This window comes from Rhizobium sp. R711 (genome assembly GCF_002211365.1).
Classification (GTDB): Bacteria; Pseudomonadota; Alphaproteobacteria; order Rhizobiales; family Rhizobiaceae; genus Rhizobium.
Window position 1 is genome coordinate 40,343 of sequence record NZ_LOKZ01000016.1, and the last position, 26,160, is coordinate 66,502.

At 60.0% G+C, this 26,160-nt stretch carries 30 protein-coding genes and 1 pseudogene; 22 read left to right on the forward strand and 9 right to left on the reverse strand.

Features of this window, described 5'->3' with window-relative positions; translation table 11 throughout:
- Positions 1-46: 46 nt before the first annotated feature.
- Positions 47-787, forward strand: a complete 741-nt coding sequence (locus ATY80_RS16840; protein WP_088693515.1) for an SDR family NAD(P)-dependent oxidoreductase — start codon at positions 47-49, stop codon at positions 785-787.
- A gap of 7 nt (positions 788-794) precedes the next feature.
- Here ATY80_RS16840 and ATY80_RS16845 read toward each other — a convergent pair whose 3' ends face one another.
- Positions 795-1,544: a GH25 family lysozyme gene (locus ATY80_RS16845; protein ID WP_245306851.1), complete on the reverse strand. Its 750-nt coding sequence runs from the start codon at positions 1,542-1,544 to the stop codon at positions 795-797.
- Between the two features lie 356 nt (positions 1,545-1,900).
- Between ATY80_RS16845 and cysS the strand changes: the two genes are divergently transcribed.
- From cysS to cimA, 6 genes are read left to right on the forward strand one after another with little or no spacing between them, the layout of a single operon-like run.
- Complete coding sequence (cysS, locus tag ATY80_RS16855; RefSeq protein WP_088693516.1) at positions 1,901-3,292, forward strand: cysteine--tRNA ligase; 1,392 nt, start codon at positions 1,901-1,903, stop codon at positions 3,290-3,292.
- Positions 3,289-3,765 carry a GFA family protein gene (locus ATY80_RS16860; RefSeq protein WP_088693517.1) on the forward strand — a complete coding sequence of 159 codons (477 nt, stop codon included), beginning with the start codon at positions 3,289-3,291 and terminating at the stop codon, positions 3,763-3,765. The genes cysS and ATY80_RS16860 overlap by 4 nt, the downstream gene beginning before the upstream one ends.
- Positions 3,762-4,250, forward strand: a complete 489-nt coding sequence (locus tag ATY80_RS16865) for a GFA family protein (RefSeq protein ID WP_088693518.1) — start codon at positions 3,762-3,764, stop codon at positions 4,248-4,250. The genes ATY80_RS16860 and ATY80_RS16865 overlap by 4 nt, the downstream gene beginning before the upstream one ends.
- A complete protein-coding gene (locus ATY80_RS16870; RefSeq protein WP_088693519.1) occupies positions 4,247-4,723 on the forward strand; it encodes a GFA family protein in 477 nt (158 codons plus the stop codon). The genes ATY80_RS16865 and ATY80_RS16870 overlap by 4 nt, the downstream gene beginning before the upstream one ends.
- The gene (pip, locus tag ATY80_RS16875; RefSeq protein WP_088693520.1) at positions 4,720-5,679 is read left to right on the forward strand and encodes a prolyl aminopeptidase; all 960 of its coding nucleotides are present in this window, start codon (positions 4,720-4,722) and stop codon (positions 5,677-5,679) included. The genes ATY80_RS16870 and pip overlap by 4 nt, the downstream gene beginning before the upstream one ends.
- A 29-nt stretch (positions 5,680-5,708) precedes the next feature.
- A complete protein-coding gene (cimA, locus tag ATY80_RS16880) occupies positions 5,709-7,325 on the forward strand; it encodes a citramalate synthase (RefSeq protein WP_088693521.1) in 1,617 nt (538 codons plus the stop codon).
- A 3-nt stretch (positions 7,326-7,328) separates the two neighbouring features.
- Here cimA and ATY80_RS16885 read toward each other — a convergent pair whose 3' ends face one another.
- Positions 7,329-8,192 carry a methyltransferase domain-containing protein gene (locus tag ATY80_RS16885; protein WP_088693522.1) on the reverse strand — a complete coding sequence of 288 codons (864 nt, stop codon included), beginning with the start codon at positions 8,190-8,192 and terminating at the stop codon, positions 7,329-7,331.
- A 108-nt stretch (positions 8,193-8,300) separates the two neighbouring features.
- Between ATY80_RS16885 and rarD the strand changes: the two genes are divergently transcribed.
- Positions 8,301-9,215: an EamA family transporter RarD gene (rarD, locus tag ATY80_RS16890; protein WP_088693523.1), complete on the forward strand. Its 915-nt coding sequence runs from the start codon at positions 8,301-8,303 to the stop codon at positions 9,213-9,215.
- Positions 9,216-9,224: 9 nt separating this feature from the next.
- On the opposite strand, the gene ATY80_RS16895 is transcribed toward rarD, so the two are convergent.
- Entirely contained in the window at positions 9,225-9,851 is a 627-nt protein-coding gene (locus ATY80_RS16895) for a TIGR00730 family Rossman fold protein (RefSeq protein WP_088693524.1), read from the reverse strand.
- Positions 9,852-10,006: 155 nt separating this feature from the next.
- Between ATY80_RS16895 and ATY80_RS16900 the strand changes: the two genes are divergently transcribed.
- The 5 genes from ATY80_RS16900 (at position 10,007) to ATY80_RS29000 (ending at position 16,172) form a co-directional block, all read left to right on the forward strand.
- Positions 10,007-11,986, forward strand: a complete 1,980-nt coding sequence (locus ATY80_RS16900; protein ID WP_088693525.1) for a LysM peptidoglycan-binding domain-containing protein — start codon at positions 10,007-10,009, stop codon at positions 11,984-11,986.
- 203 nt (positions 11,987-12,189) lie between these two features.
- Positions 12,190-14,067 (forward strand): ABC transporter ATP-binding protein/permease, encoded by a 1,878-nt coding sequence (locus tag ATY80_RS16905; RefSeq protein WP_088693526.1) that lies wholly within the window; start codon positions 12,190-12,192, stop codon positions 14,065-14,067.
- 240 nt (positions 14,068-14,307) lie between these two features.
- Positions 14,308-15,006, forward strand: coding sequence for a phosphatidylserine decarboxylase (locus ATY80_RS16910; RefSeq protein ID WP_088693527.1), 699 nt, complete (start codon positions 14,308-14,310; stop codon positions 15,004-15,006).
- Between the two features lie 17 nt (positions 15,007-15,023).
- Positions 15,024-15,872 carry a CDP-diacylglycerol--serine O-phosphatidyltransferase gene (pssA, locus tag ATY80_RS16915; protein ID WP_088693528.1) on the forward strand — a complete coding sequence of 283 codons (849 nt, stop codon included), beginning with the start codon at positions 15,024-15,026 and terminating at the stop codon, positions 15,870-15,872.
- Positions 15,873-16,031: 159 nt separating this feature from the next.
- Complete coding sequence (locus ATY80_RS29000) at positions 16,032-16,172, forward strand: hypothetical protein (protein ID WP_189637182.1); 141 nt, start codon at positions 16,032-16,034, stop codon at positions 16,170-16,172.
- Here ATY80_RS29000 and ATY80_RS16920 read toward each other — a convergent pair.
- The 3 genes from ATY80_RS16920 to ATY80_RS16930 are packed head-to-tail and all read right to left on the reverse strand — an operon-like array spanning position 16,169 to position 17,969.
- Positions 16,169-16,792, reverse strand: a complete 624-nt coding sequence (locus ATY80_RS16920) for a LysE/ArgO family amino acid transporter (protein ID WP_088693529.1) — start codon at positions 16,790-16,792, stop codon at positions 16,169-16,171. The two genes, ATY80_RS29000 and ATY80_RS16920, sit on opposite strands and share 4 nt — an antisense overlap.
- 37 nt (positions 16,793-16,829) lie before the next feature.
- Entirely contained in the window at positions 16,830-17,591 is a 762-nt protein-coding gene (locus ATY80_RS16925) for an SOS response-associated peptidase (RefSeq protein WP_088693530.1), read from the reverse strand.
- Positions 17,592-17,648: 57 nt separating this feature from the next.
- Entirely contained in the window at positions 17,649-17,969 is a 321-nt protein-coding gene (locus ATY80_RS16930; protein ID WP_088693531.1) for a YnfA family protein, read from the reverse strand.
- Between the two features lie 85 nt (positions 17,970-18,054).
- Here ATY80_RS16930 and ATY80_RS16935 point away from each other — a divergent pair, with 85 nt between their 5' ends.
- The 8 genes from ATY80_RS16935 (at position 18,055) to ATY80_RS16970 (ending at position 22,725) form a co-directional block, all read left to right on the forward strand.
- Positions 18,055-18,474, forward strand: coding sequence for an NUDIX domain-containing protein (locus ATY80_RS16935; protein WP_088693532.1), 420 nt, complete (start codon positions 18,055-18,057; stop codon positions 18,472-18,474).
- Between the two features lie 60 nt (positions 18,475-18,534).
- Positions 18,535-18,963, forward strand: coding sequence for a TIGR02301 family protein (locus tag ATY80_RS16940; protein WP_088693546.1), 429 nt, complete (start codon positions 18,535-18,537; stop codon positions 18,961-18,963).
- A gap of 100 nt (positions 18,964-19,063) precedes the next feature.
- The gene (locus ATY80_RS16945) at positions 19,064-19,321 is read left to right on the forward strand and encodes a hypothetical protein (protein WP_018857413.1); all 258 of its coding nucleotides are present in this window, start codon (positions 19,064-19,066) and stop codon (positions 19,319-19,321) included.
- Positions 19,322-19,338: 17 nt separating this feature from the next.
- Entirely contained in the window at positions 19,339-20,085 is a 747-nt protein-coding gene (locus tag ATY80_RS16950) for a hypothetical protein (protein WP_088693533.1), read from the forward strand.
- Positions 20,086-20,147: 62 nt separating this feature from the next.
- On the forward strand, positions 20,148-20,981 hold the full coding sequence (locus ATY80_RS16955; RefSeq protein WP_088693534.1) for a folate-binding protein YgfZ: 834 nt from the start codon (positions 20,148-20,150) through the stop codon (positions 20,979-20,981).
- A complete protein-coding gene (locus ATY80_RS16960) occupies positions 20,978-21,583 on the forward strand; it encodes an HD family hydrolase (RefSeq protein ID WP_088693535.1) in 606 nt (201 codons plus the stop codon). Before ATY80_RS16955 ends, ATY80_RS16960 begins: the two co-directional genes overlap by 4 nt.
- Positions 21,580-22,116: a tyrosine phosphatase family protein gene (locus ATY80_RS16965; protein ID WP_088693536.1), complete on the forward strand. Its 537-nt coding sequence runs from the start codon at positions 21,580-21,582 to the stop codon at positions 22,114-22,116. Before ATY80_RS16960 ends, ATY80_RS16965 begins: the two co-directional genes overlap by 4 nt.
- 36 nt (positions 22,117-22,152) lie before the next feature.
- Positions 22,153-22,725, forward strand: coding sequence for a hypothetical protein (locus ATY80_RS16970; RefSeq protein WP_088693537.1), 573 nt, complete (start codon positions 22,153-22,155; stop codon positions 22,723-22,725).
- 25 nt (positions 22,726-22,750) lie between these two features.
- On the opposite strand, the gene ATY80_RS16975 is transcribed toward ATY80_RS16970, so the two are convergent.
- Positions 22,751-23,266 (reverse strand): superoxide dismutase family protein, encoded by a 516-nt coding sequence (locus ATY80_RS16975; RefSeq protein WP_088693538.1) that lies wholly within the window; start codon positions 23,264-23,266, stop codon positions 22,751-22,753.
- A 119-nt stretch (positions 23,267-23,385) separates the two neighbouring features.
- A complete protein-coding gene (locus ATY80_RS16980) occupies positions 23,386-23,700 on the reverse strand; it encodes a hypothetical protein (protein WP_088693539.1) in 315 nt (104 codons plus the stop codon).
- A 456-nt stretch (positions 23,701-24,156) separates the two neighbouring features.
- Here ATY80_RS16980 and ATY80_RS16985 point away from each other — a divergent pair, with 456 nt between their 5' ends.
- Positions 24,157-26,037, forward strand: coding sequence for an EAL domain-containing protein (locus tag ATY80_RS16985; protein ID WP_088693540.1), 1,881 nt, complete (start codon positions 24,157-24,159; stop codon positions 26,035-26,037).
- Positions 26,038-26,049: 12 nt separating this feature from the next.
- Here ATY80_RS16985 and ATY80_RS28635 read toward each other — a convergent pair.
- A pseudogene (locus ATY80_RS28635) lies at positions 26,050-26,160 on the reverse strand (IS630 family transposase); the annotation flags it as partial.

Genomic DNA, 26,160 nt, shown 5'->3' on the forward strand with positions numbered 1-26,160 from the left:
GCTTATTGCGCCCCTTACTTTTTCCGCTACGGGGGAACCGGGGACCATGACTATCAACCTTGAAGGCAAGATCGCGCTCGTCACCGGCGCATCCCGCGGCATCGGGTATTTCACGGCGCTGGAACTGGCCAAGGCCGGGGCACATGTGATTGCCTGCGCCCGTACCGTCGGCGGCCTCGAGGATCTCGATGATGCTATCAAGGCAGCCGGCGGCTCAGCCACCCTCGTACCGTTCGACCTCGCCGACATGAACGCGCTCGACGCGCTCGGCGCCTCGATCTTCGAGCGCTGGGGCAAGCTCGACATTCTCGTGGCCAATGCCGGCATACTCGGCGTGATTTCGCCGATCGGGCATATCGAGGCAAAGACCTTCGAGAAGGTGATGACCATCAATGTTACCGCGACGTGGCGGCTGATCCGCTCCGTCGATCCGCTGCTGTCGCGCTCCGAGGCCGGCCGCGCCGTCATTCTTTCGTCCGGTGCTGCGCACAAGTGTCGCCCATTCTGGGGCCCCTACTCCGCCTCCAAGGCTGCCGTCGAGGCGCTGGCCCGCACCTGGGCCGGCGAAACGCAACGCACGCCGCTTCGCATCACCAGTGTCGATCCGGGTGCGACGCGCACGGCCATGCGCGCCCAGGCCGTTCCGGGCGAAGATCCCGAGACGCTGCCGCATCCCTCCGAAGTCGCCAAGGCAATCCTGCCGCTGGTCGGTCCCGACGTAACCGAGACCGGCAAGCTCTTCCTCGTCCGCGAAAACAAACTGGTCGATTACCGGCTGCCGGAGTAAGCGCGCTTTACTTCGCCGCCACGGCCGGGAACAGATGCGCGAAACCTGTTTCCGATGGGCAAAGCGCGTTGAGGTCGACAGGACCTTGAATGCCGTCCAGCGTGCCGTTGTCGGCGAACTGCCAGATTGACCAATCGCCGCAATCGGTCCGGCGAGGCTCTTTGAACACGCTTCGAAGCCACAGGTAGTGTTCGGGGAATCGGGATTCGTTGCCCCTGAGATATTGATCAAAGAACTCCTGGGTGACGTAGAATATCGGTTTCTCCGGAAAGGTGCTTTTCAGTTCAGCAAAGAACGCGTTCACCTCCGCTGCCATCTCCTCCAGCGTCGGGACCTTGTTGCAATTTCCGACAAACTCCAGATCGACGGCGATTGGCAGAGTTCCCTGTTCTCTAGGTACGGTTGCCAAAACATTCCGTGCCTGATCCTTGCCTGGGCGGCAGAAGGTGAAGAAATGGTATGCGCCACGTACCAAGCCCGCATCTTTCGCGAATTGCCAGTTCACGGCGAACTGGGAATCTTGGTGGTCCCCGCCTTCGGTCGCCTTCATGATCGCAAAACGGACGTTCGACTGCGCCGCGACCCTGTTCCAATCGATGTCGCCTTGGTGATGACTGACGTCGATACCCTGGATTGGATATTTACTAAGGGATGGATTGTTGAAGCGAACCATGCCGAAATCGTATGCGAAGTATGTAGCAGATACGACAAGGAAAATTGCTGCCGCACCGATTATTCCGTATGTCAACCTGTGCACTATTTCCCCCGTTCTTCAGCGGCGTCGCAATTTTCTAAATGAGATTTGCGCTCCGAAAATGGCGCAGGAATCTCGATTCATCCTCGGAGACGGGCCAGAGGTTCGGCGCTGCAATCGATTCACTGGATCGATTGCTCCGGCTCGCGCCGGGTCGCTTCTCACCCCCTTGACCAAACCCGGTTCCCGCGCCATAAAACCCGCCATGAAAACGGTTATCTGCATTATCTGCCGGAAGATTATTCGCTAGCGCGTTCGCTGGCCTGGCCGTTTTCGTCTCCTGAAAAGTCCAAGATGAGAAACGCCCCGGCCCGCCGGTGGCAGATTTTTTTCGGATCATTGCATTTGGGAGAGTAGATATGGCCGGCGCGCCAGACACTAAGAAGCCGGAACTGAAGCTTTACAACACGCTGACACGCGAAAAGATGGCCTTTGCGCCGATCGATCCGCAGAACGTCCGCATGTATGTCTGCGGCCCGACCGTCTATGATTTCGCTCACATCGGCAATGCGCGCCCGGTCATCGTCTTCGACGTGCTCTTCCGATTGTTGAACCATGTCTATGGGGCTGAGCACGTCACCTATGCGCGCAACATCACCGATGTTGACGACAAGATCAACGCGCGTGCTTTGCGCGACTATCCCGGCCTGCCGCTCAATGATGCCATCCGCGCCGTGACGCAGAAGACCGAGACCCAGTTCCTCGATGACGCCAAGGCGCTCGGCTGCCTTGAGCCGTCGGTCCAGCCGCGCGCCACCGACAATATTGCCAAAATGATCGAGATCATCGAAAAGCTGATCGCCAACGGCCATGCCTACCAGGCATCAGGTGAAGTGCTGTTCGACACGAAGTCGATGGTGGATTACGGCCAGCTCTCGAAGCGCAATCTCGACGAACAGCAGGCCGGTGCCCGTATCGCCGTCGACGCGCACAAGAAGAATCCCGGCGACTTCGTCCTGTGGAAGCTCTCGAGCGACAGCGAGCCCGGCTGGGAGAGCCCCTGGGGCCGCGGCCGCCCGGGCTGGCATATCGAATGCTCGGCCATGAGCGAGCGCTACCTCGGTGAGGTCTTCGACATCCACGGCGGCGGCCTCGACCTGATCTTCCCGCACCACGAGAACGAGATCGCGCAGTCGCGTTGCGCCCATGGCACCAAGGTCATGGCCAACGTCTGGATGCACAACGGCTTCCTGCAGGTCGAAGGCCGCAAGATGTCGAAGTCCGAAGGCAACTTCGTCACCATCTACGAACTGCTGCACACCGAAAAGTTCGGTGGCCGGCAATGGCCGGGCGACGTGCTGCGCCTTGCGATGTTGATGACCCATTATCGCGAGCCGATCGATTTTTCGGTCAAGCGTCTGGAGGAGGCCGAGCGCCTGCTCGCAAAGTGGCCGGCAGCGGATGCTGCGGGTGTGCAGCCCGACGCGGCAGTCGTCAATGCCCTGGCCGACGACCTCAACACGGTAGCGGCAATCCAGGCACTGCATGCGCTTGCCCAGTCCGGCGATCACGCGACGTTCGCCGCGAGTGCCGCCCTGCTCGGTGTCCTGCCCGAGAAGACTGAGATCGACGAAGCGATCGCCATCGAAATCGACCGGCGGGTCAAGGTGCGGCTGGAACTGCTCAAGGCGAAGAACTTCGCCGAGGCCGACAAGATCCGTGAGACGCTGCTTGCCGAGGGCATCCAGCTCAAGGACGGCAAGGATCCGGCCACGGGCGAACGAGTGACCAAGTGGGAGCTGAAGAGATGAACACCTACACAGGCGGATGCCAGTGCGGCGCGGTCCGCTTCCGGGTTCGCGGAACGTTGAAGGATTCTTCCATCTGTCATTGCCGCATGTGCCAGAAGGCATTCGGCGCCTACTACGCACCTCTGGTTTCCGTGCCCGGCGCCGAATTCGAATGGACGCGCGGCGAGCGCAAGCGCTTCCGTTCGTCCAACCTGGTCGAGCGTGGCTTCTGTGCCGATTGCGGCACGCCGCTGACCTACGAGGCGCCGGATGGAATGGCGGTCGCAGCCGGCGCCTTCGATGATCCATCTGCCCTGCCGCCGGTCATCCAATATGGCACCGAACGCAAGATCGGTTTCGTCGATCACCTGCATGAGTTGCCGGTTCGCCAGACCGAAGAGGACGCCGAAGCAGCACCGTTCGTGCTCGACATCGTCTCCTACCAGCACCCGGATCACGACACGAGCACATGGCCTGAGGAGAAAAATCCGTGACAACGGCTGTGGCTCTGTGCGGAGGTTGCCAGTGCGGCGCGGTTCGTTACCGTGCCGTAGGCGAACTCGGCTATCCGCACCTTTGCCACTGCCGCATGTGCCAGAAAGCAGCCGGGAACTATTTCATGCCGCTGGCGGCCGCAAAGCGAAGGGATTTTGCCGTGACGCGCGGTGAGCCCAAATGGTTTCACTCGTCCGATATCGTGCGCCGCGGCTTTTGCGCCGACTGCGGGACACCGCTTTTCTATGATGTTCCGGATGCGGACTTCATCAACATCGTGCTCGGTTCATTGGACGATCCCGATAGCGTCAAGCCGGTGATGCAATCGAACACCGGACGCAAGATGAGCTGGTTTCACGAGCTCGACACCCTGCCTGTCGAGCCGGAACAAGAAACGCCCGAGCGTGAAAACGCGATTGCCGCGAGCAATCATCAGCACCCTGATCACGACACAACCCATTGGCCAAGCGGAGCCTTAGCATGAGCGAACCCATTCGAACCGGCGGCTGCCAGTGCGGCGCAGTCAGATTCCGCATCAGCGGCAAGCTAGGCCGCCCTTCGATCTGCCACTGCCGCATGTGCCAGAAGCAATTCGGCGGCTTCTTCTCCGCGCTTGTGACCGCACCTGACGAAGGCATGGAGTGGACGCGTGGCGAGCCCAGCTATTTCCAGTCTTCCATCAACATCGAGCGCGGCTTCTGCAAGAATTGCGGCACACCGATGACCTACCGCCACCCGGGCGGCCTCGAGCTCGCGATTGGCACGTTCGACGACCGCAGTGATCTGGCGCCGCAGATCCAGGTCAACCACGACGCACGCATTCCCTGGGTCGAGACGATCTTCGACCAACCCGTTCACAAGGACCCGGACTTCTATGCACGGCAGGAGGCAATCATCTCCTTCCAGCACCCCGATCACGATACTGCAATCTGGCCAGCCGAAGGCGTCAAAATATGACTGAAGTGCTCCGTACCCTCTATCCCAAAATCGAACCCTATGCTTCCGGCCACCTCGACGTCGGCGATGGCCACAGGATTTATTGGGAGCGTTCGGGCACACCGGGAGCAAAGCCGGCGGTGTTCCTGCACGGCGGACCTGGTGGCGGTTTCTCGCCGAGCCACCGCCGCCTCTTCGATCCCGCGCTCTACGACGTGCTGCTGTTCGACCAGCGCGGCTGTGGCAAGTCCACGCCGCACGCCAATCTCAACGCCAACACGACCTGGCATCTGGTCGCGGACATCGAGCGGCTGCGCGAGATGGCAGGCGTGGAAAAGTGGCAGGTCTTCGGTGGCTCGTGGGGCTCGACGTTGGCGCTTGCCTATGCCGAGACGCATCCGCAGCGCGTTTCCGAGCTGGTCGTGCGTGGCATCTATACGCTCACCAAGGCCGAGCTCGACTGGTATTATCAGTTCGGCGTGTCAGCAATGTTCCCCGACAAGTGGGAGCGCTTCATTGCGCCGATCCCGCCGGAAGAACGCCATGAAATGATGCTGGCCTACAATCGCCGGCTCACCGGGGCGGACCGGGCTGTCGCCCTTGAGGCCGCCCAAGCCTGGAGCATATGGGAGGGCGAAACCATCACGCTGCTGCCGGAGAAGTCGACCAGCGGCAAGTTCGAGGACGCCGACTTCGCCTATGCCTTTGCCCGGATCGAGAACCACTTCTTCGTCCATGCCGGCTGGATGGACGAAGGCCAACTGCTGCGGGATGCTTACAAGTTGAAGGACATTCCCGGTGTCATCGTGCACGGCCGCTACGATATGCCATGCCCGGCGAAATATGCCTGGCTGCTGCACAAGGCATGGCCGACGGCGGAGTTTCATCTGATCGAGGGCGCCGGACACGCCTATTCGGAGCCAGGCATTCTCGACAAGCTGATCCGCGCCACGGACAAATTCGCCGGAAAGCAATAACGAGCCACAAGGCCGACAGGACGACCATCATGACACGCGAAAAGATCTACCTCTTCGACACGACGCTCCGCGACGGGCAGCAGACCCCCGGCATCGACTTCTCCGTCGAGGACAAGATTGCGATCGCAAGCATGCTCGACGAGTTCGGTCTTGATTACGTCGAAGGCGGCTATCCCGGCGCAAATCCGACGGACACCGCCTTCTTCAGCGAGAAGCGCACGACGCAGGCCCGTTTCGTTGCCTTCGGGATGACGAAGCGCGCCGGCATTTCAGCCTCGAACGATCCCGGCTTGGCAAGCCTGCTGCAGGCTAAGAGCGACGCGATCTGTTTTGTCGCCAAGAGCTGGGACTACCACGTGAAGGTCGCGCTCGGCTGTACCAACGAGGAAAATCTCGAGAGCATTGCCGAAAGCGTCAAGGCCGCCGTCGCCGCCGGCAAGGAGGCGATGGTCGATTGCGAGCATTTCTTCGACGGCTACAAGGCAAATCCAGCCTATGCCATCGCCTGTGCAAAGACAGCCTACGATGCCGGCGCCCGCTGGGTCGTGCTCTGCGACACCAATGGCGGCACGCAGCCGCCGGAAATCCGCGCCATCGTCGAGGCCCTAATTGCTGCGGGCGTTCCGGGGAACTGTCTTGGGATCCATGCCCACAACGATACCGGCCAAGCAGTCGCCAACTCGCTGGCAGCCGTCGAGGCAGGGGTTCGTCAGATCCAGGGCACGCTGAACGGCATCGGTGAGCGCTGCGGGAATGCCAATCTCGTGACGTTGATCCCGACTCTGGCGCTGAAGGAGACCTATGCACAACGCTTCGAGACGACCATCGACAACGAGCGGCTGACCAACCTGACACGCCTGTCGCATGCGTTCGACGAGCTTCTGAACCGCTCACCCGATCACCAGATGCCTTACGTTGGCGCCTCGGCCTTCGCGACCAAGGCGGGCATCCATGCCTCCGCACTACTCAAAGATCCCCGCACCTACGAGCACGTGACGCCTGATAGCGTCGGCAATTTCCGCAAGGTCATGGTCTCAGATCAGGGTGGAAAGGCGAACTTCATCAACGCGCTGAAGCGGCGCGGCATAAAAGTCGGCAAGGATGACCCCAAGCTCGACCGCCTGATCGCACTGGTCAAGGAGCGAGAGGCTTCCGGCTACGCCTATGAGGGCGCCGATGCGAGCTTCGAACTGTTGGCGCGCCGCACCCTCGGAACCATCCCGGAATTCTTCTCGATCGAGGGCTTCCGCATCATGGTCGAGCGCCGTTTCGATTCCCATGGCCGCGTGAAGATCGTCTCGGAAGCCGTCGTGAAAATCGTCATCGACGGGCAGACGATCATGTCGGTCGCGGAAGGCGACGGTCCGGTCAATGCTCTCGACCTCGCACTGCGCAAGGATTTCGGCAAATACCAGCACGAGATAGACGATCTGGTTCTGGCCGACTTCAAGGTGCGTATCCTCAACGGCGGCACCGAGGCCATCACCCGCGTCCTCATCGAATCCACGGATAGCGACGGCGTTCGCTGGTGGACGGTCGGCGTATCTGAGAACATCATCGACGCCTCATTCCAGGCGCTGATGGACTCGGTGATCTACAAGCTGATGAAGAATCGGCAGCTAGCCGGCAAGATCGCTGCCGAATAGGTTTCACCCACCGAGGACGAGGCCCCAATCCGCCTCCGAATACCATTCCTTGCCCTGCCGCGCGGTCTTCCAGCGCAGGGCGCGGACCTGCTCCATGCTGCCCTTGTAGAAGGCGGCCTCCAGCCGCCTGTAGCTATCGAACCCACCCTTTACGGCATCCGCCCAGACAAACGCGACAGGTCCCAGATATTCGGCCGCGTAACCATGGTCTTCGCGGCGGAACAGGAAGAAGCCAGCGTAGGAAGCAAGCCCGGTCGGCCCCGCCGCGTCGACGTCAGGGACACCCAGCGGCAGAATCAGCCGACCGCCGACGCTCAACCGCTCCACCCAGGCTTCAGCTGGAAAGTGAATGGCAAAATTCACATAGACGGCATCTGTCGGCTCACGCGGCCACTCGATCCCATTGCCGTGGACGACATGAACGTTCGGGTAGTCGCGGAGATTCTCTTCTGCCCGTCTCGCCAGTTCGCCGTCGAATTCAACGGCGGTAACGTGGCCGCTGCTGCCAACAAGCAGGGAGATGATCGCCGTGTAGTAGCCGCTGCCGGCGCCCACATGACAGACGGTGCCCCCCTGGCGGAGCGCCAGCTTGTGGATCCCCCGGGCGTGGAGGCTCGGGCTGCCATTGTTGATATGCCGTTCGTGCTGAAGCGCAAACAGTACGTCCTGATAGACGACGGAGGGATCTCCCGAGGCATCGACATAGCCGCCCCACCCCGCCATCTTCCACGGCGGCGGCCCGAGGAACCGCTCGCGCGGCACCGTCGCGAAGGCCCGCAGCAGAGCGTCGTCGCCCTGCACGCCCTCCTTAGCCAGCACGCGGAAGGCAAACTCTCTGCGGCAATTCGCAAGAGCCTCTTCGTCCATGGTCTTCACCGTCGCGATCGGCCAGCATCCGTTCACCGAAATGAATTGGCCTATTCACGTCCGTTAGGTTAAGCGGGTCGATAACAAGACCAAATATGGAAACACTCGATGTCCGCCAATGCAAGCGTTCCTGTTATCAAGAACGAAGACAGTCCGCGTGGTTTCGCCTTTGCGCTGACGGCCTATCTCCTTTGGGGTTTCCTGCCGATCTACATGAAGGCCGTCGCTCATATTTCGCCGGCAGAAGTCATTGCCCACCGTATCGTCTGGTCCCTGCCGCTGGCAGGGCTTGTGCTGATCGTCCTCGGTCGCACGCAGGATATCCGCACGGCCTTGCGCTCACCACGCATGATGGCGATGGCGGCTCTCACCGCATCGCTGATCACCGTCAACTGGGGCACCTATGTCTGGGCGATTGGCAGCGGTCATTCGCTTGACGCGGCACTCGGCTATTTCATCAATCCGCTGTTCAGCATCTTCCTCGGCGCCGTGGTCTTGAAGGAACGGCTGCACCGCATTCAGATCGCGGCGATTGCGCTGGCCGGCCTTGCCGTCGTGGTGCTGGCGTTCGACGGCGGCGGCGTTCCTTGGGTATCGCTGACGCTGACGATTTCCTGGGGTCTCTATGCGCTGTTCCGCAAGACGTTGCCACTCGGCCCAAACCAGGGCTTCTTTCTCGAAGTGCTGATCCTTAGCATCCCGGCGTTCTTCTACATTCTCTATCTCGAACTCGGCAGCGGCGAAGGGCACTTCTATCGCACCGGCTGGGCCGATACGGGCCTGCTGCTCGGTTGCGGTGTCGTCACCGCCGTCCCGCTGATGATCTATGCCAATGGTGCCAAGCTGCTACGGCTTTCGACCATCGGCATCATGCAGTACATCGCGCCGACGATGATCTTCCTGATAGCGATCTTCGTGTTCCACGAACCTCTTGGCACAGCACGCATGATCGCCTTCCCGCTGATCTGGGCAGGCCTGTTCCTCTACAGCTGGGCGATGCTCAAAGGGAGCCGGGAGGGCTAAGTCCGGCTTTTACATCTTCGAGATCACGGCATCTTCACCGTCACGGTCGGCCGATGCAATTTCGGCCGCCTGCGCCATGATACCAGGGATGATTTCGGAGATGTCGTCGATGACGAGCGGCTGGACGCGATGGGCCGTGTGGACGAAGCCCTCGTCCGTCATATGCCGCATGAGCTCCATCATCGGATCCCAGAAACCATTGACGTTGGCAAACACCATCGGCTTTTCGTGACGGCCGAGTTGCGCCCAGGTCATGATCTCGACGATCTCCTCCAGCGTACCGATGCCACCAGGAAGAGCTACGAACGCATCGGAGCGCTCGAACATCGCGTGTTTGCGCGTATGCATGTCAGGCGTTACAATTAATTCATTGAGCTGGCCGAGGGAATGGCGCGTAGCCTCCATGTCGATCAGGAACTCGGGGATGATGCCGGTTACCTGACCACCGTTCGAAAGCACGCCGCTCGCCACAGCCCCCATGATGCCCTTGGTGCCTCCACCATAGATGAGGCGCAGGCCGTACTCGGCGATTTCCTTACCCAGCGCGCGGCCGGCTGCCATATGGCGGGGATCGCTGCCCGGTCGCGAACCGCAGTAAACACAAATGGAGCGGATGGAATGAGATTGATCTGTCATAGGGGCAAACAACTATTCTCTCTGCCCTCAGTCAAGAAAAATGACGGAAAACCTGCGTCTTACATTTGCTCGGCTACTTTGACTGCTTGTGCAAAGCGGCGGGAATCGCTAGCAATTTTAGGAAGTCCGGCAAGATTGCCGCCTGGGGAGACGTGATGATGAGAAACCGTGCCGGCTTGCTGGCTCTTGCAGTGCTTGTAGTCGCAATTCTTTTGATGGTCTTTTTCGTCATGCCCCGCATCGGCGGAGACGCTGCCAAAGTTGGTGACGCGATAAACCAAGCCAGCTCCGAAGTGAAGAAGACGGTCACCGAATCCGCAAAGACTTCACGCCCGTCGGCCCCAGATGACGCCGAAACAACCCAGAAAGTTGGTCGCCTTGCTTCAGAGGCAGGCCAAGCCATATCGGAACTTCAGGCGCTCTTTGCAGACGGCAAGGGCCCGACCCAGGAGGTTTTCGAAGCGGCCAAGTTGAAGGCCACGACCTCGCTTCAGGCGCTCGCGGACTTTGCGATCCCGGATGGCACGAACCCGGTTACAGCGGCCGCCGCCACGAAGGCCAAGGATGGCGCAGCGAATGCACTGACGACCATCAAGGCCCTGCCCGAAAACATTGCAGATGCTGCAGCGGCAATTGCGAAGGCTGAAGCGGCGCTGACCGGCTCCCCTGATTCGACATCGCCGGCCGGCCAAGCGTCAGCGGCCGCCTCCCCCGCGGAAGGCGCCAACAACCTCCCAACCTTCGACGTGCTGCGCGTAGAGCCGGATGGCTCGACGGTTATCGCCGGTTCGGCCGAACCGAACAGCAAGCTTGAAATCATGGATGGGGACAAAGTCGTGACCACGACGGACGTCGGTCCGACCGGTGATTTTGTCGCGGTGCTCGACAATCCGCTTGTCCCTGGCGATCACCAGCTCGTCCTGCGAGCCACCGGCAAGGATGGCAAAGCCACGACATCGGAAGAAGTCGCAACCGTATCCGTCCCCAAGAATGGCAAGGGTTCCGAGTTGCTGGCGATGGTCTCCAAGCCCGGTACGGCAAGCCGGATCATCACCGCACCCAAGCCGAATGCCGAAGTTGCCTCCACTGCGCCTTCGGGCCAACCTGCAACCAATACCAACCAAGCGCCGAGCTCGACGGATGTGGCGAGCGCGCCCGCAGCCGCTGGAGCGCAGCCTGGTACTGCCGCCGACGTCGCGGTCAGCGCCGTTGAGATCGAAGGCGACAAGATCTTTGTCGCGGGCACGGCGAAGCCCTTGGCGAATGTCGTCGCCTATGCAGATGACACGTTGATCGGGAAAGCGAAAGCTGGTCCCGATGGTCATTTCGTTGTCGACGGCGTGATGCCGCTTGCAGTTGGCGACCACAAGATCCGCGTCGACGTTCTCGACGACGCCGACAAGGTCGCCGTTCGTGCCTCGGTGAACTTCAACCGTCCGGCAGGAAATCAGGTGACGGTTGCCGCACAGGGCGCGACCCCGCAGACCGGAAGCCCGGCGGCGATGGTGCCACTTGATGAGGGTGCGCTCGGAAAGCTGAAAAATGATGCCGCGAAGGCCTTTGCTCTGCTCAGCGGGCTCTTTGCCGACGGCAAGGTGCCGGGAGCAGAACAGCTCGCCGCAGCCCGCTCCGCCAACGAATTTGCCCTCAGGGCCATCGTGGACTTCCGCACCGCGGTCGACGCCACAGCCGACGTCAAGCATCAGGCTTCGACGGTAGCAGAAGCCGCAGCGGGTGCACTGAAGACGCTGCAGGCGTTGCCTACGGATGCGAAGTCCGTCGGCGAGGCGCTGGGCAAACTCGGCGGCGAGATAGCCCAGCTGACGGGTCCTGCGCCGAGTGCACCGGCGACAAACGAAATCGCAGGAACTCAAAGCGGGCCGACGACGATCGAGCAGGCACCGCTTGCCCCGAGCAACGAGACGGTCATCATTCGCCGCGGCGATACGCTCTGGCAGATTTCGCGACGCATCTACGGCGCCGGCGTCCGCTACACCACGATCTATGTCGCCAACGAGGACAAGATCACGAACCCGGACCGCATCTTGCCAGGCCAGATTTTCGGTCTTCCCAAGGATGCCCTGCCGAACGCTGAAGAGCTTCACCGCAAGCGGCTTTCGGGTGGGCACCTCTAAGGCGATCATGCCCTAATCGAGCGGCTGGACAGAGATCATGTCCGGCCGCTCTTTTCCTGCAGCGTCCATTTGTTGTATTGCTCCCGCCAACCCCTATATGGCGGTGACGACGATCATGTTCGGCGAGGCCGTTTCGGCATTTCCGCCGCTCCCAAATCTGTCGGCAACGCAGCGCCATCAGCGCCTTTCGGCGGGAGATTCGCATGGCAAACAACAAGACAGTCTCTGATTCCAGCCTCCTGCAGACACTGTTCAATCTCTGGCCCTACATGTGGCCGGCCGGTCGAACGGATCTCAAGATGCGAGTGGTCTGGGCTTCGGTGTATCTGCTTGTCTCCAAGTTCGTGCTGCTGCTCGTCCCCTATTTCTTCAAGTGGTCGACCGACGCGCTGAACGGGAAGATGGACCTGGCCGGCAAAGTGCCGGACCTGCTTGCAGGCGCGATCGCCTTGGTGATCGCCTACAACCTCACCCGTCTCATCCAACTCGGCTTGAACCAGTTGCGCGACGCACTGTTCGCCAGCGTCGGGCAGCACGCAGTTCGGCAGCTGGCCTACAAGACCTTCGTGCATATGCATGAACTGTCGCTGCGTTTTCATCTGGAGAGAAAGACCGGAGGTCTATCCCGTATCATCGAGCGCGGTACCAAAGGCATCGAGACCATAGTGCGGTTTACGATCCTCAACTCGGTTCCGACGCTGATCGAGTTTCTGCTGACCGCCATCATCTTCTGGTGGGGTTACGGCTTTTCCTATCTTGCCGTCACCGCCTTCACCGTCTGGGCCTATATCTGGTTCACGATCCGCGCCAGCGACTGGCGCATCGCCATCCGCCGCGCGATGAACGACAGCGATACCGACGCCAATACCAAGGCGATTGACTCGCTCCTCAACTTCGAAACGGTCAAATATTTCGGCAACGAGGAGATGGAGGCCCGGCGCTTTGACAGGTCGATGGAACGCTACGAAAAAGCGGCCACGGATGTCTGGACCTCGCTCGGCTGGCTCAACTTCGGCCAGGGCGTGATTTTCGGACTGGGCACGACGGTGATGCTCATCCTGTCGGCGCTTGCTGTCCAACGCGGCGAGCAGACGGTTGGCGACTTCGTCTTCGTCAACGCTATGCTTCTGCAGCTTTCCGTCCCGTTGAACTTCATCGGCTTCGTCTATCGCGAAATCCGCCAGGGGCTGACGGATATCGAACAGATGTTCGATCTCCTTGAGGTCAAGGCGGAAGTGAGGGATGCCCCCGATGCAACGCCTCTCGATATCAAGCAAGGCGCCATCTCCTTCAAGGACGTGCATTTTTCCTATGACCCTGCCCGTCCGATTCTGAAGGGCATTTCCTTCGAAGTGCCTGCCGGCAAGACCGTCGCAGTGGTTGGCCCTTCAGGTGCCGGTAAATCGACCTTGTCGCGTCTCCTCTACCGCTTCTACGACATTCAGAGCGGCTCGGTCTCGGTCGACGGCCAGGATATCCGGACAGTGACTCAGAAGAGCTTGCGGTCGGCCATCGGCATGGTTCCGCAAGACACCGTCCTTTTCAACGATACGGTTGCCTACAACATCCGTTACGGGCGTCCATCGGCCACCGATGCAGAGGTCAAAACTGCGGCCGAGATCGCCCAGATCGCGCATTTCATCGATCTGCTGCCCGAGGGCTTTGATACCAAGGTTGGCGAGCGTGGCCTGAAGCTCTCCGGTGGCGAGAAGCAGCGCGTTGCGATCGCCCGGACGGTCCTGAAGGCGCCGCCGATTCTGATCCTCGACGAAGCAACCTCGGCCCTCGACACCACCACCGAGCGCGACATCCAGACCGCACTCGATGTCGTATCCAAGAATCGCACGACGCTTGTTATTGCCCACCGCCTGTCCACCGTCATTGGCGCAGACGAGATCATTGTTCTGAAAAGCGGCGAGATCGCTGAACGCGGGACACATACCGCGCTTCTCCAGAAGAATGGTCTATATGCCTCGATGTGGAACCGCCAGCGCGAAGCCACGCAGGCTGAGGAGCACCTTAAGCAGGTCCGCGAGAGCGACGACATGGGCGTCGTGAACAGGCTTGCGCCGGCGAGCTAACCTCAATGCAGGGCACGTGGGCTGCTTTGCTGTTCAGAAGCCCGTCATAGATGTGAGGTCAGGGAGGCGCAGCATTGCCCCGGCGGCGGTTTCCCTGTAACCAGCGGTGAGAAAAGAACGCCGAAGCGCGGCGCGATCTTTCAGATTCGCCTGTCGCGCTTTAGTTCTTTGTTTTCACGCATGTCTTTGGCCGAAACCGGTTCCCGCTTTCGGGAGACATGCTTTAGGAGAGCGGTATAAATGAGCTTGTTCAATACGGTGCGCAACACGATCGTTCCGGTGCACAAGGAAGGTTACCCCTTCATCGCCGCCTTCTTCGTCGCATCACTGATCCTGGGCTGGATCTTCAAGCCGTTGTTCTGGATCGGGCTGATCCTGACGCTGTGGTGCGCCTACTTCTTCCGTGACCCCGAGAGAATGACGCCCCAGGATGACGATCTCGTCATCTCACCCGCCGATGGCAAGGTGTCCTCCGTTCAGTTGGTCGTGCCACCTGCCGAACTGAACCTCGGCAGCGAGCCGATGCTGCGCATCTCGGTGTTCATGAATGTCTTCAACTGCCACGTGAACCGCTCCCCGGTGCGCGGACGCATTGTCAGCGTCAACTACCGGTCGGGCAGCTTCGTGAACGCCGAACTCGACAAAGCAAGCGAGGACAACGAGCGCAACGGCCTGGTGATCGAAACCAAGCATGGCCAGATTGGCGTCGTTCAGATCGCCGGCCTCGTTGCACGGCGCATCCTGTGCTGGGCCAATACGGGCGAACCTCTGGACGCCGGCGAGCGCTTCGGCCTCATTCGCTTCGGGTCACGTCTTGACGTATTTCTCCCGGCAGGCGCGGCGCCCCGCGTGACGCTCGGCCAGACGGCGATCGCCGGTGAAACCGTGCTGGCCGAGTTCGGCTCAGCCAAGGGCCCGATCGTCAGCCGCCGAAGCTAATAGCACTGGAGAGCGACATGGAAACGCCCTTCCCGCCCTTCGAACCCAACGGCCCTCCTGATGATTCGGGGCGTGGACCGCGGCTTCGCGAGATTCCGCTTCGCCTCATCATTCCTAATCTCATCACGATTTTGGCGATCTGCGCGGGTCTCACCGGCATTCGCCTGGCTTTCGAGAACCGGTACGAACTTGCAGTCGGCATGGTTCTTCTCGCCGCATTCCTTGACGGGATCGACGGCCGCGTTGCGCGGCTGATGAAGGCGACGTCGAAGTTCGGCGCACAAATGGATTCGCTGGCGGATATCGTGAACTTCGGCGTCGCGCCCGCTCTTGTCGTCTACGTCTTTGCGCTGGATCAGGCCCGCTCGATCGGCTGGATCGCCGCCCTGATCTATTCCATTGCGGCGGGCCTTCGCCTGGCGCGCTTCAATGTCATGGCCGAGCGCGAGAACAAGGCAACGTGGCAGTCGGAATATTTCGTCGGCGTGCCCGCACCGGCCGGCGCGATGCTGGTTCTGCTGCCCGTCTATCTCGGCTTCCTCGGCCTGACGACGGATCGCACCTTCGCCTATTTCTCCTCTGCCTACACGGTTCTGATTGCATTTCTGCTCATCAGCCGCCTGCCCGTCTGGTCCGGCAAATCCGAGGGCAGCAGGCTGCGGCGTGATCTGGTCCTGCCGGTGATGCTCGGCGTTGTCCTCTATGTCGCGCTGCTGTCGAGTTTCACCTGGGAAGTCATGGTCGTGACCGCCGTGATATACCTCCTCACGCTGCCCTTTGGCGCCCGTAAATGGAAGCGCAAATACGGCACCCTGACGATCGAGGAACCCGGTGTCGGCGAAGACGATATCGGCCGCCACATCTGATATTTCTCGACCTTCCTTGCCGAAGAATGCCTGACTCAAGCCTCGCGAATTATGCATCGGATACATAATTCCTGATATGCGGTGCCTCGATTTTGTCGCTATTGCAGGCAAAAGAGCAATAAATATAAGAGTCTAGGGACAGCACGTGAGGAGAGTATTGTGACCCCGAAGAAGACAGGCGTCGAACAGCCGGCAAAGTCCGACCTCAGCGCTAACTACCGCCCGCTCGGCCTGAAGGCCGTCCTTGCGGCGGCACTGATGCTCAAGAGCAAGCCCCCGCTGATCAAGAAGCCGGCCTAAGCCCCTCCGAAAAAGCGGACGATCAGGCTGATTGCCAGCAGTGCCATCACAATGCCGATGATGACGTCGAGAACCCGCCAAGCGGCGTGTTTTTCAAAGACCGGCTGCAGCAGCCGAGCGCCGTACCCCAAACCAAAAAACCAAACGAACGACGCGGTAGCCGCACCGAGGCCGTAGGCCACACGGTCCGCGCCGCTATAAGCGGCGGACAGGCTGCCGAGCAGAACGACCGTGTCCAGATAGACATGCGGGTTCAGGAAGGTGAAGGCCAGACAGGTTGCCACAGCGGCTTTCAGGCCCACTGCCTGTGGAGAGCCGGCCTGCATCGCGCCTGGATGAAGGGCGCGGCGAAATGCCATCACCGCATATGAGCCAAGGAAGATAGCGCCCCCCAGCGTCACGACCGAAATGAGCGTCGGCGACTGGGCGACGAGCGTTCCGAGCCCAGCAACGCCGGCAGCAATAAGCACGGCATCCGATAACGCACATATCAGGCACAGGATGAAGACGTGCGACCGCAGCAGACCCTGACGTAGAATGAACGCGTTCTGTGCGCCAATTGCGATAATGAGCGAGGCGCCAAGGAAGAAGCCCGCAAGCGCGGCCGAGATGGAGATCATGGGATTTTCCAGAGAATGAAGCGGTGGGATTATCGAATTAGAAGAAGCTCAGCTGGCCGTCGTCCGGCTTTTTCTTAGGCAACGATGGGGGCTTCTCGACAGTCACCCTGTCCTGCAGATCGGCCCCCATATTGGTCACTTTGTTGACCTTGTCGGAAACGGGGATCGCCTCGAAAAAATCCTCTTCGATCGGCTTCATCAGGTCGGTCACGTCGCGTGGTTCCTGTGTTTTGCAATCCAGCCAGCGCGAAAAGTCTTCCGGTTTGATGACGACGGGCATGCGGTCATGGATCGGAGCGATGGCGGCGTTTGCCGCAGTCGTCAGAATCGCGCCGGTGTCGACTTCCGAACCATCGGCGGAGGACCACGTTTCCATCAGGCCTGCGAAGGCGACAACGCCGCCGCCGCGCGGCTTGATCCAATAGGCCTGGGACTTCTCGCCGCTCTCCTTGCTCGGACGATGCCATTCATAGAAGCCCGAGGCGGGCACAAGAACGCGCCGATGGCGCATCGCGGCGCGAAACGACGCCTTGCCGATCGCAGTTTCTGCGCGGGCATTGATCAACAGCGGGAATTGCTTGGGATCCTTCACCCATCCCGGCGTGAAGCCCCAGCGCACGAGCACGGCTCTGCGCTCCGGAAGGTTGCTGCCCTTTTCCCGCGTTTCGTCCGAAACGACAACCAGAATAGGCTGGGTCGGGGCAATGTTGTAGCGCGCGGGAAAGTCCTCGAGATCCATAATTCCGAGGATTTCCTTGAGTTCTTCAGGGGATATCGTCAACGCATAACGTCCACACATGAGGTTGTCTTTGCACTCCGACAGGCAGCGGTCAAGCTAGGGCCTTTCGGTTCCAGCTCAGCCACGCGGCGCGAAGAGAATCATCGCCGTGCCGCAAAGGCAGACGAACGCACCGCCGATGTCCCAGCGGTCGGGCACACGGCTCTCGACGATCCACAGCCACATCAGGGAAGCCACGATATAGATACCGCCATAGGCGGCGAAGGTGCGGCCTGCCGCCTCACTTGGTACAAAGGTCAGGAGCCATGCAAATAGCGCCAAGGACACTATGCCGGGCGCCAACCACCATACGGGCTTTGCCATTCTCAGCCAGGCCCAGAAGGCAAAGCAACCGGCAATCTCGAAAACAGCGGCAGCGGCATAGATGATATAAGTCACGAGAGCTCCTTCGAATCGCCGAGCTCAATATCCGGCGGAACTAAGGCGGCGCCAAGCACAACCAATAGAGATCAATGCGGCATCCATGAGTTCCATTCCGAAGGCGGCCTCCTCCGCCATCCTCCAGCGTGGCAACCGGTTCCTCCTCGTGCTCCGGCGCAATCCGCCGTCAGCCGATATGTATGCCTTCCCGGGAGGACGGGCCGAGCCTGACGAAACGCCCGAGGAAACCGCGCTGCGTGAATTTGAGGAGGAAACAGGCATAAAAGCTCGTAGCCCTCAACTCTTCGCAACGTATGACCTCAAGACACATGCCGCCGACGGCAGCGTCGTCAGCCACTTCTTCCTTTCCGTGTTTCGCGTCGAGGCAGACGACACGGCCGCCGCCCATGCAGCCGACGATGCTGCCGACCTCGGCTGGTTCACCGTAGAAGAGATCCGCCGGCTGCCCGTCCCTCAAAGCGTGCTTGAATGTGCCGAACGCTTGGCGTCCAGCAACGAATAAGCAGGTGGAAATTCCAGCAAGCGCCTTGCTCCCGTCACCGTCAGGGTATCAACTATGTGCATGATTCCCGTTCGATGCGTGTTCCTGTCTCTTGCATTGTGCGCAAGCGCCGCCCTACCTGCCCCCGCATGGGCACAGGGCCCAACGCCGACACTGCCGGAGGAGAATGCGCCAAAAACGGTCACCGTACCCTATGACGACAAGCTCTCCCGGCTTGCCGAAGTGTTGGGGTCGGTTCACTATCTAAGGACACTGTGCAAGGCGGAAAACAGCGGCGAATGGCGAGGACGCATGCAGCAATTGCTTGATTCAGAGGCCAAAGACGAGCCGCAGCGGAAGGAACAACTGACCGCGGCCTTCAATCGTGGCTATCGCGCCTTTGCGTCTGTTTATACGGATTGCACGCAGGCAGCCATCGTGGCAGAAGAGCGATACCGTGCCGAAGGTGCAACACTTGCCACAGAAATTACGTCACGGTTCGGAAATTAACGGTTAATTAACCTCTTTTCGCACCCGGCCGTGTCGTTTTGGGAAAAGGCTGATAAGGTTGTTAACTAGGCAGTAAGGCATGCAGTTTGAGGAAATGACAATGGAACCAAGCCTCAATGACATCGACGACATGATCGTTCATGAGAAGACTCAGGCGGCCTTGGAGTACCATAACGAAGCCTGGGCTGACGGCATGGCAGACGGAATCGAACCTGAGATCATCGCCGATACAGCAATCATCCACGCGCTACGTGAGACCATTCGCCTTCATGGCGAAAACAGTGCCGAGGCGCTGCTGGATTCCTTGCGCGAGCGTATGCTTGCCGGCGAGTTTTCTCCGAACCGCACCTTGCAATAACGATCACAGAGAGTTTCATGCATACCGCTAGGGACAATGCTTCGCGGCCCGCCATCGCGCCGCTTTTGCTTGCAATCGGCCTTAGCGCCAGCAGCTTTTTGACCGGGACCTCGGCCCTGGCGCTTTCCGAGTTGCAGAAGACCCCAGGACAGGCTGAGAAGAGCGCTCCAGCGCAAGGCAGCGACAAGCCGGCGCCGTCCCCAACCGCGCCCGGCGTTCCGATGCCAGACCCGTTGGTCAATTCGCAGGCCGGCCAGGGCAACGACAAGACGCCCGGCGCCCTGGACAACTCGAAGCCTGTCGAGGTCATCTACGATATCAGCAAGGTTCCCGAACCGGTTCGGAAGATGCGCGAGCAGATTGTCGAAGCTGCCGCTTCCGGCGACCTCGAGCGCCTGCGCCCCCTACTCGGCACGGGCTCCGGCCAGACCCAGGTGACGGTCGGAGAGCCGACGGACGACCCGATCAATGCGCTGAAAGACCTTTCGGGCGATCCCGAAGGCGATGAGATCCTGGCGATTATGCTCGACGTTATTTCCACGGGCTTTGTCCACGTTGGCCAAGGCACGGCTGACGAGATGTATGTCTGGCCTTATTTCGCCGAGAAGGATCTGAAGGCACTAACGCCCCCCGAACGAGTGGAATTGCTGCGCATCGTCACAGCGGGCGACCTAGCCGACATGCAGGAATTCGGTGGCTATAATTTCTATCGGTTGGGGATCACCCCTGACGGCAAGTGGAAGTATTTCACCGCCGGCGACTGAGGCTTGCGATCCCATTAGCGAAGACATACTTCTGAGCGATAACGAACGCGACAGGTGCCGCCATGCCAGCCGTATTTCTGAAGAACCGCTCGCTCATAAGGGTCAGCGGCTCGGAGGCACAATCATTTCTACAGAACCTGATCACGACGGATCTTGCCGCGCTCGCGGCGGATGAAGCACGACCGGGTGCGCTGTTGACCCCGCAGGGCAAAATCCTGTTCGACTTCATGACCTGGCGGGACGCAGACGGGTTCGTCATCGAAACGGACGACGATCAGCGGGATGCGCTGCTCAAGCGACTGACGATGTATAAGCTCCGGGCAGCCGTCGACCTGTCGCCTGCGGGCGAAGGCGTGACGGTTTCCTGGGAGAGCACGAATACCGGACCAGCCGACAGCCGTTTTGCCAAGGCAGGCGTTACGCTTGTCCGCCAAGCAGGGCAGCACGGCACTGATGATCCCGACACTTACGATGCGTTGCGCATAACAAACGGCGTTGCCGTGTCCGGGCGGGACTATGCGCTCCAGGACGCCTTCCCGCACGATGTCCTGATGGATTTCAACGGCGGGCTCTCCTTCAAGAAGGGCTGCTATGTCGGTCAGGAGGTCGTCTCGCGCATGCAGCATCGCGGAACCGCGCGCCGCCGCGTCGTCACTGTGACGACCCCGACGGCGCTGCCGCCCTCCGGGACGGAGATCACTGCCGCGGGCAAGCCGGTCGGCGCGCTCGGCTCGGTCGCCGGAAGAAGGGGCCTTGCGATCGTTCGCATCGACCGTGCCGGCGAGGCCATCGCGACAGGTGCGCCTCTGTTGGCGGGCGAGACGCCCGTCACCCTCGAACTGCCGGCTTGGACAGGGTTGACGTTCCCGTCGGCGACGGATGAGGCCAGCGCGTGACCACAAAGGCGCCGCGCGCGTGGCAACGCATGCTTTCTGGCCGCCGTCTCGACCTGCTCGATCCGTCTCCGCTTGACGTCGAGGTCAGCGATATCGCGTACGGGTTGGCGCGGGTCGCCCGCTGGAATGGGCAGACCTTTGGTGATCACGCTTTTTCGGTCGCCCAGCACTGCCTCCTTGTCGAGGATATTTTCCGCCGCCTGAATGAAGCAACTGCCGATCAATGTCTCATGGCACTGCTGCACGATGCGCCGGAATATGTCATCGGCGACATGATTTCGCCGTTCAAGTCGGTCGTCGGCGGTGGATACAAAGCCGTCGAAAAGCGGCTGGAAGCAGCCGTCCACCTTCGCTTTGGCCTGCCGCCTCACCCGACGCGAGAACTCAAGGACAAGATCAAGAAGGCCGACACCATCGCCGCCTACTTCGAGGCAACACAGCTTGCCGGCTTCACCTCGGCGGAGGCGCAGAAATTCTTCGGTCAGCCACGCGGGATCACCAAAGACATGCTGCTGATGACGCCCTTGCCGGCTGTCGAGGCGCAGCGCCTTTTTTGCGAGCGCTTCGAGGCAATCGAGGCGATGCGGAGCGGCAGGGCATGACTATCATCATTGTCGCGCCTCTTGCCCGGATCGCCGAGATGGCGGTCAGGCATGGTGCGCGTGAGATGATCAGCCTGATGGCGAATGAGCACGCCTTCCACCGGCCTGGGGTGATCCAGGCACATCGGCATCTTCTCCTCAATATGAACGACATCGCCTTCAAGGGAACCGGCAATCTCATCGCGCCTGATGAAACCCATGTTCGAGCGATCATCGATTTCGCGCGCGATTGGGATCAACGTGCACCTCTTCTCATCCACTGCTGGATGGGCGTATCCCGCTCGCCCGCGGCCGCTTTGATCGCCGCTCTCGCGCTGTTCCCCGAACAAGACGACAGCGCGCTGGTTCGCCGGCTGCGCGCCGCCTCACCTTATGCGACACCCAATGCCCGGCTCGTTCAAATCGGTGACGACATGCTCGGTCGCGGCGGGCGATTGGTGGCCTCGGTTCGCGCCATTGGCAGGGGTGTCGATGCGGACGGAAATGCGCCGTTTACGCTGAACCCGGAAGAGCCGACCGCCGGAACGTTTTGAGTCGGTGCCGGTTAACCTCCTAGAGGAGGTTGATCGATGTCGCTACAGAACTATCGCGATACGTTTGTAAGCTGTCTGGCAACGCTCAAGGGCCTAACCAGCGCATCGGACGCGTATATGCGGTTTCGATGGCAGGCGATTTATCTGACGCGTGATCGATTTTCCTATTTCTTTCGCGGCGACCTGAATGTCGGGAAAGCCAGCTTCTTCGGCCAGCAGATGGACATGACCACCGGCGCCACAACTCCAGTTCCTGCAAGCTCGATCGCGCTCTACGGAGCGACATTTGGGCTCAACGAGACGATCGCCGTCTATAGTGGACCGCAGAAGTCGGTGATCGACGTTGCTGATGCTTTCAGGGAGGGCATGGAGGAATATCAGGCCGAGTTCTTCTATGTCAGGATGAGCCTGATGCATATGGGAAACGAAGGCCGCATGGGCTTTGCCACCGATCCTCGCCTGCGCGAGAACACAAACATCATATTCGTTGGACTGGAAGACCACACAACAGCCGACCTCCTCGAAACGAGCAGAGTCGGGCAATGGATCGCGACGGATAAGCCAATGGCGTCAATCGAATGGTACGCCGAACGATACTACTATCACTGACTGAACGACATCAGACAGAAACAGCTTATTTAATGATACCGCATGCGAGACGTTCGCCTGCGTCGCCTGCGGGCTGGCTGCGATAATCATCGGAATTGGAATGAACGATCAGTGCTCTGCCACGGATGCCGTCGGTCTTGCCGTCCAGAGTGACCATGCTGTCAAACACCTGTGCCCGCAGAACGCCATCCTGGTCAACATACTGATTGGGCATGTCGCCGGCGTGAGGTCCCTTTGCGGACAGCAGCCCGTGCTCGGCTTTCGTCGGGTTGAAGTGCTTTCCAGCGGACTCATGGTGCCCGGCGGCGTCACATTTACCGGTCTCGTGAATATGAAATGCAACCCATTTGTTTGCTGGCAATCCAGTCACCTCGACTTCGATCAGGACGCCACCACTAGCTGCAGCCGTCAGAGTAGCCCGACCGCTTGCCTTTCCATCGGCACCCACGAAATCCGCGGTCGCCGTCTGCTTGTCCTGAGCCAGCGCGGCTAAAGAGACCGCAATGAACGTCAGAGCGGCAATCGAGAGAATTGCTTTCATTGGAGCTTCCTTCCTTTGCATCGCTGCTTCCAACGTCCGAGGCGTGAAGCTGTTCCTGAATTGGCAACAAAGAAAAGCCGGCCGCGAGGGGCCGGCTTTCACAATTCACACAGGATACATCAGGCGACGACGTCGAGATCGTATTGGCCGTACGTGCTCTTATACAGATCGTAAGAAGTGTTCTGCTGGGACTGCTGGTAGAAATTGACGCTTCCGCTCTCACGCGTCGCCATCATGAACTGAAGCACGCTGCCCGAGAGTTTTCGTGCAAATTCCTGCGTGCCATCTTCTTCGCTCAGTTGCTTCAAAATGCCCGGCTTATCATCAGCCGCCCGCTCGCCACGGCTCAGCACGCCGTCGCCATTTGTGTCCAGCCGCGACAACGTCGCGAGATACGCATAGGATGTATCACTAATCGACGAAACTTGGCTCATACAAACCTCCATTCACCGTCTTTTCGGTGATGTTTGTACGCAATACGAAACGGGGAAAATCAAAGACTAATCCGTCGTTAAACTGATTTGCGCACTGCGTCAATAAGCTGTTAATACCCCATTAACCATGATTGACAAAGTGTGATCAAGGCGCATCGGCGACATGCAGCGCAGACTCAGATTGCCTGCATTTGCGGGCATTGCGGGCGAAAAAGCTCAAACACAGTGCCAGCGATACATTTGTTTGCGTTGCAATAGAATTTTAATGCGACCAGCGGATTATCTTGCCACGTTGGCACATCGCCGACCGAGTTTTAAGAGTGCATAGACGATATTTTTTGATTGTTTCAGAAGGTCTTTTCATGTCTGACGCGCCGCGTCGAAACTGCAAATTAGGAGCAGGTTCCCTCGCCTCCGCTCATGCTCCCCCCTCTGCCGACGTGGAGATTGCCGCAAATGGACGCTGAGGCCCTTTTTCGGCAACAGTGCACGACAGCAGTCAATGAGGACGGGTCTGCCAACGCGCAACGTCTAATGGCTCTTGTCGTCGAGACGTATCGGCTGCAGGCTGGAAAGAAACGCGCCGCTGAAGATCGCTCTCAACGCCTCGCCAAGGAAAACGGTGAACTGAAGGGGAGCCTCATCGCCACAAAGGAAGATCTCGCGGAGCAGAAGCGCCTTTTCGGGATCGTCCTCGACAACCTGCCGCAAGGCCTGAGTGTCTTCGACACAGAGCAGCGGTTGATCATCTGCAACATCCGCTTCAGGCAACTCTTCGGAATCAGCCCGGAGGAGGCCTCTCCCGGCGCTTCGATGGGATTTTTGATCGCAAGGATCCGCGGCACCGAGCGCGTTGAGAAGAAGATGTCCCGTTTGCGGGGCGCCACCGCGGAGGGAGGACACATCCGTCACCGCGAATGGGTGATGGAAGACGGCCGCACCATCCAGAGCGTTATCACCGTGCTGCCCGATGGGAGCAATATTTCCATCCACGCCGACGTCACCGAAGATCGAAAGGCGGCTGAGCGCATCGCTTATCTGGCCCATCACGATCAGCTGACAGGCCTGCCAAACCGCATCAACCTGAGGGAACGCATCGATGCAGCGCTGGCAAGCCGCAAACCCGACGAACCGATTGCTCTTGTGCATCTCAATCTTGACCGCTTCAAATCGATCAACAACACGCTCGGTGTTTCGACCGGCGACAATATCCTGAGGCAGGTAGCCGAACGTATCCGCATGTCGGCAGGCCGCGGCAATGTGCTGGCACGCCTCGGCTCCGACGAATTCGCCATTCTCCAGTCCGGCCGGCAGCAGCCGTGGAATGTGATGGCGCTTGTCGATCAGATCCGGCGTGAACTGTCAGAACCTTTCTTTCGCGGAGACAAGGCCGTCGAACTCAGCGTGTCGATGGGTATCGCGATCAGCCCACAGGACGGAACCGAGACGGACACCCTGCTGAAACATGCCGGGGTCGCTCTCTCGCACGTCAAGAGCAACGGCGGCAAAGGAGAGCGCTTCTTCACCGCCGAGATGGAAGCACAAATCGATGCGCGGCATGCGCTGGAATCGGATCTGCGCACGGCCGTTGAGCGGGATGAGTTCGAACTTCACTATCAACCGCTTTATGATCTGGGCCAGCGCCGCGTCTGCGGTTTCGAGGCACTCGTCCGATGGAACCACCCAACACGGGGTCGCGTACCGCCGATGGAATTTATCCCTTTGGCCGAAGAGGTGGGCTTGGTGGTCGACATCGGACGCTGGGTGCTGCACCGCGCCTGCCACGATGCAATCCACTGGCCTGACAACATCAAGGTCGCGGTTAACGTATCAGCCATCCAGTTCACCGATAGCGACCTGCCGGCCGACGTGGCCGCAGCTCTCGCTGCAGCACGACTTCCCGCCAACCGCTTGGAGGTGGAGATCACCGAAAGCGTGCTGATGGAAAATCTGGATGAGGCGCTGCCTGTCCTGCACGCGCTAAAGCAAAGCGGAGTTCGCATCGCCATGGACGATTTCGGCACCGGCTATTCGTCGTTGAGCTACCTCCGGCGTTTCCCGTTTGACAAGATCAAGATCGACAAGTCGTTCGTCAACGGTATCGCCGAAGACGAGGAAGCCTTTGCGATCATGCGCGCCATCATCCTTCTCGGTGACGCGCTCGGCATGCGCGTCACCGTAGAGGGTGTGGAGACCGCCGAGCAATTGGCCCTGCTCCAACGCGAAGCCTGCGACGAGATCCAGGGCTATCACATCAGTCCGCCGCGGCCCGCCGCCGACGTGGAGAACCTGCTGGACCTGTCGCTACAAGAGCAATCCAGCCCCCGCGCGACCTAGAGCGCGTCCGCTTTAATCCGGGTCATATCCTGCAGCGGCGAAGTAGTTTGCACATTCCTGCGGTTTGATGAGGGGAACGATTTTACCGACGGTATCCCACAAGGCATCGACGGAGCGCTCAGC

Coding starts and splice junctions, on each gene's coding strand:
- ATY80_RS16940 (WP_088693546.1), top strand. CDS start 18,535: ATGATTCCCGTTCGATGCGTGTTCCTGTCTCTTGCATTGTGCGCAAGC.
- ATY80_RS16920 (WP_088693529.1), bottom strand. CDS start 16,792: ATGATCTCCATCTCGGCCGCGCTTGCGGGCTTCTTCCTTGGCGCCTCG.
- ATY80_RS16910 (WP_088693527.1), top strand. CDS start 14,308: ATGAGCTTGTTCAATACGGTGCGCAACACGATCGTTCCGGTGCACAAG.
- ATY80_RS16905 (WP_088693526.1), top strand. CDS start 12,190: ATGGCAAACAACAAGACAGTCTCTGATTCCAGCCTCCTGCAGACACTG.
- pip (WP_088693520.1), top strand. CDS start 4,720: ATGACTGAAGTGCTCCGTACCCTCTATCCCAAAATCGAACCCTATGCT.
- ATY80_RS16980 (WP_088693539.1), bottom strand. CDS start 23,700: ATGAGCCAAGTTTCGTCGATTAGTGATACATCCTATGCGTATCTCGCG.
- ATY80_RS16935 (WP_088693532.1), top strand. CDS start 18,055: ATGAGTTCCATTCCGAAGGCGGCCTCCTCCGCCATCCTCCAGCGTGGC.
- ATY80_RS16870 (WP_088693519.1), top strand. CDS start 4,247: ATGAGCGAACCCATTCGAACCGGCGGCTGCCAGTGCGGCGCAGTCAGA.
- ATY80_RS16975 (WP_088693538.1), bottom strand. CDS start 23,266: ATGAAAGCAATTCTCTCGATTGCCGCTCTGACGTTCATTGCGGTCTCT.
- cimA (WP_088693521.1), top strand. CDS start 5,709: ATGACACGCGAAAAGATCTACCTCTTCGACACGACGCTCCGCGACGGG.
- ATY80_RS16955 (WP_088693534.1), top strand. CDS start 20,148: ATGCCAGCCGTATTTCTGAAGAACCGCTCGCTCATAAGGGTCAGCGGC.
- ATY80_RS16885 (WP_088693522.1), bottom strand. CDS start 8,192: ATGGACGAAGAGGCTCTTGCGAATTGCCGCAGAGAGTTTGCCTTCCGC.
- pssA (WP_088693528.1), top strand. CDS start 15,024: ATGGAAACGCCCTTCCCGCCCTTCGAACCCAACGGCCCTCCTGATGAT.
- cysS (WP_088693516.1), top strand. CDS start 1,901: ATGGCCGGCGCGCCAGACACTAAGAAGCCGGAACTGAAGCTTTACAAC.
- ATY80_RS16965 (WP_088693536.1), top strand. CDS start 21,580: ATGACTATCATCATTGTCGCGCCTCTTGCCCGGATCGCCGAGATGGCG.
- ATY80_RS16895 (WP_088693524.1), bottom strand. CDS start 9,851: ATGACAGATCAATCTCATTCCATCCGCTCCATTTGTGTTTACTGCGGT.
- ATY80_RS16985 (WP_088693540.1), top strand. CDS start 24,157: ATGGACGCTGAGGCCCTTTTTCGGCAACAGTGCACGACAGCAGTCAAT.
- ATY80_RS16945 (WP_018857413.1), top strand. CDS start 19,064: ATGGAACCAAGCCTCAATGACATCGACGACATGATCGTTCATGAGAAG.
- ATY80_RS16925 (WP_088693530.1), bottom strand. CDS start 17,591: ATGTGTGGACGTTATGCGTTGACGATATCCCCTGAAGAACTCAAGGAA.
- ATY80_RS16860 (WP_088693517.1), top strand. CDS start 3,289: ATGAACACCTACACAGGCGGATGCCAGTGCGGCGCGGTCCGCTTCCGG.
- ATY80_RS16900 (WP_088693525.1), top strand. CDS start 10,007: ATGATGAGAAACCGTGCCGGCTTGCTGGCTCTTGCAGTGCTTGTAGTC.
- ATY80_RS16950 (WP_088693533.1), top strand. CDS start 19,339: ATGCATACCGCTAGGGACAATGCTTCGCGGCCCGCCATCGCGCCGCTT.
- ATY80_RS16840 (WP_088693515.1), top strand. CDS start 47: ATGACTATCAACCTTGAAGGCAAGATCGCGCTCGTCACCGGCGCATCC.
- ATY80_RS16970 (WP_088693537.1), top strand. CDS start 22,153: ATGTCGCTACAGAACTATCGCGATACGTTTGTAAGCTGTCTGGCAACG.
- rarD (WP_088693523.1), top strand. CDS start 8,301: ATGTCCGCCAATGCAAGCGTTCCTGTTATCAAGAACGAAGACAGTCCG.